Annotated in this window: 2 protein-coding genes; both read right to left on the reverse strand. The window is 68.6% G+C overall.

Annotated features, from left to right (window positions below; translation table 11 throughout):
* Nucleotides 1-741: alpha,alpha-trehalose-phosphate synthase (UDP-forming) (locus tag AC1DOC_RS27735; RefSeq protein ID WP_478130926.1), on the reverse strand; the 741-nt coding region annotated here is incomplete at its 3' end.
* 73 nt (nucleotides 742-814) lie between these two features.
* Entirely contained in the window at nucleotides 815-2,737 is a 1,923-nt protein-coding gene (locus AC1DOC_RS27740) for a glycoside hydrolase family 15 protein (RefSeq protein WP_478130927.1), read from the reverse strand.
* Between the last annotated feature and the right edge of the window lie 110 nt (nucleotides 2,738-2,847).

Below are 2,847 nucleotides of genomic sequence, written 5' to 3' on the forward strand. Positions count from 1 at the left end.
CATGTCGCGCGATTCCTTCGCGTGCGTGAGCGCCGCGAATTCGTCGACGTCGATGCCGATCGGAAAGGCGCTGCAGCGCACCGTCTGGCCGTAGGCGCGGTACATCTCGTCGCCCAGGTATTCGCCATGCGCCTCGTTGCGCACGTAGTGTTCGAAATGCTGCACGTCCTGCTGCGCCTGGAAGCCGATCAGGTCGTAGGCGAACAGCGAGCGCATGAGCCACTCGTGCTGCGGAACGGCCGCGATGATGATCTGCGGCGGCAGCGGAATGTGCAGGAAGAAGCCGATGCGCTGCCTGCAGCCCATGCCGCGCAGCTCGGCCGCGAGCGGCATCAGGTGGTAGTCGTGGATCCAGATGATGTCGTCATCCTTCAGCAGCGGCTTGAGCTTGCGCGCGAACAGCTGGTTCACGCGCCGGTAGCCGCCGATGAAGCCGGCTTCGAAGTGGGCGAGGTCGAGGCGGTTGTGGAACACCGGCCACAGCACGTCGTTGCTGTAGCCCAGGTAGTAGCTGTCGTGGTCCTCGCGGCCGAGGTCGATGGTGGCCAGCGTGACCTTGCCGGCCTGCAGCATGTGCAGCTCGCCTTCGCCCGTGGGGCCGTTCTCGACGATCTGGCCGCTCCAGCCGAACCACATGCCACCGCTTTGCTGCAGGCTCTCGCCGAGCGCCACGGCCAGGCCGCCCGCGGCAGGCTTGCGCGGGTCGGCCACGCGGTTGGAGACGACAACGAGGCGACTCATTGGTGCACCCCTGGCGCTGCGCGCCTCCCCGCCAAGCGGGGGCGAGCTTGCTTGGGGCGGCCCGGCGCGGCGCTCATATGCACGAGTCCCACGGCGCCGACAGCCGCACAGCGGCATTGATGATGCCGACCATCGAGTAGGTCTGCGGAAAGTTGCCCCACATCTCGCCCGTGACCGGGTGCGTGTCTTCCGACAGCAGGCCGAGCGGGTTGCGCGCCGCCAGCATGGTCTCGAAGATCTGGCGCGCCTCGGCCTTGCGGCCGATCTTGGCGAGCGCGTCGATGCGCCAGAAGGTGCAGATGTTGAAGGCGGTCTCGGGCTTGCCGAAGTCGTCGGCCGCCTCGTAGCGGCGCATGTACGGGCCGTCGCAGAGCGACTTTTCCATGGCGTCGACAGTCGAGATGAAGCGCGGGTCGCGCGCGTCGATCAACCCCACCTCCACCATCAGCAGGATGCTGGCGTCCAGTTCATGGCCGCCGAAGCTTTCGGCAAAGGCCTGGCGCTCCTCGCACCACGACTTGGCCAGAATCTCTTCTTTCATGCGCGCGGCGTGGCCGTGCCAGTAGGCGGCGCGTTCGGGCAGCGCCAGCGCGCGCGCGATCTTGGCGAGCCGGTCGCAGGCGGCCCAGCTCATGAGCGCGGAGCTGGTGTGCACGCGGGCGCGGGTGCGCAGCTCCCACATGCCCGCATCGGGCGTGCCGTAGACGCGGATCGCCTGCTCGCCCACGGCCTCGAGGTGCGGAAACTCGGCCCGGCCCGCGCGCGCGAGCAGCCGGTGGTCGTGGAAGGCCTGCGCCGCGCCGAGCACGATGTTGCCGTAGACGTCGTGCTGGAAGTGCTCCTGCGCCTGGTTGCCCACGCGCACCGGCCCCATGCCGCGGTAGCCCGCGAGGTTCTCGACCATCGACTCGGGCAGCTCGCGCTCCAGACCGATGCCGTACAGCGGCTGGATGTGCTCGCCGTGCGAGCCGATCACCACGTTGCCGAGCCAGCGCAGGTAGTCTTCCATGGTGCCCACCTCGCTCAGCGAATTGAGCGCGCGCACCACGAAGAAGGCATCGCGCAGCCAGCAGTAGCGGTAGTCCCAGTTGCGCTGGCTGCCCGGCGCCTCGGGAATGCTGGTGGTCATGGCGGCGACGATGGCGCCGGTGTCCTCGTAGAGCGAGAGCTTGAGCGTGATGGCCGCGCGGATCACCGCGTCCTGGTATTCGAACGGAATCGCGAGCCGCTTGCTCCAGGTGCGCCAGTAGGAAATGGTCTCCTGCTCGAAGCTGCGCGCGGTGTCGGCAATGYCGTCGAGCAGGGTTTCGTCGACGCCGAACATGAAGTTGTATTCGCGCGAGATCACGAAGGGCTGGCGCGAAAGGATGTGCGAGATCGATGCGTCGGTGTTGAGCCGCAGTGTCACGTCGGGCCCCACGTAGCGGATGTGGTTGCTGCCGCGCGTGACCTCCAGCGGCCCCGAGGCGCCCCACTGGAAGCGCGGATCGAGCGCCACGCGGATGCGCGGCGCGCCGGCAATCGGCCGCACGCGGCGCACCATCATCAGCGGCCGGAAGTAGCGCGAGCGGCTGTAGAAGCGCGGCGCGAAGTCGGTGATCTCGATGCCCTGGCCGGCGCTGTCGAACAGCTGCGTGCGCAGCACCGCGGTATTGGGTTCGTACCACTGCTTGCTCGAGGCGAAGTCCTCGATCTCGATGGCCCAGGCGCCGGCCTCCTCGCCCGGGTGCAGCAGCGCGTTGAAGACCGGGTCGCCGTCGAAGCGCGGCAGGCAGCACCACACGGCGCGCCCGCGTGCATCGATGAGCGCGCTGTAGGCGCAGTTGCCGATCACGCCCACGTTGAGCGAGGGTTCGGCCGGCGGCCCGAAGCCGCGCGGCGCACCGGAAGCCGCAACGCGCGGGTCGACCGGCGCCTGGTCGGCGGGCCCGGCTGCCCCGGAAATGGACAGGCCCGCGCGGTCCTCGGGTGCTTTCGACAATTGCAGCTCGCTCATCCATCGCTCCTCGGGGATTCGTTTTTCTTGTGGGCCGGCGCGGCCAGCTGGTCGCGCAGCTGCACCAGCCATTCGAACACCGCGCGCGGCGATTCGAGCCGGTGCAGCGC

The sequence above is a fragment of the Variovorax sp. 01T439_2 genome (genome assembly GCF_056398445.1).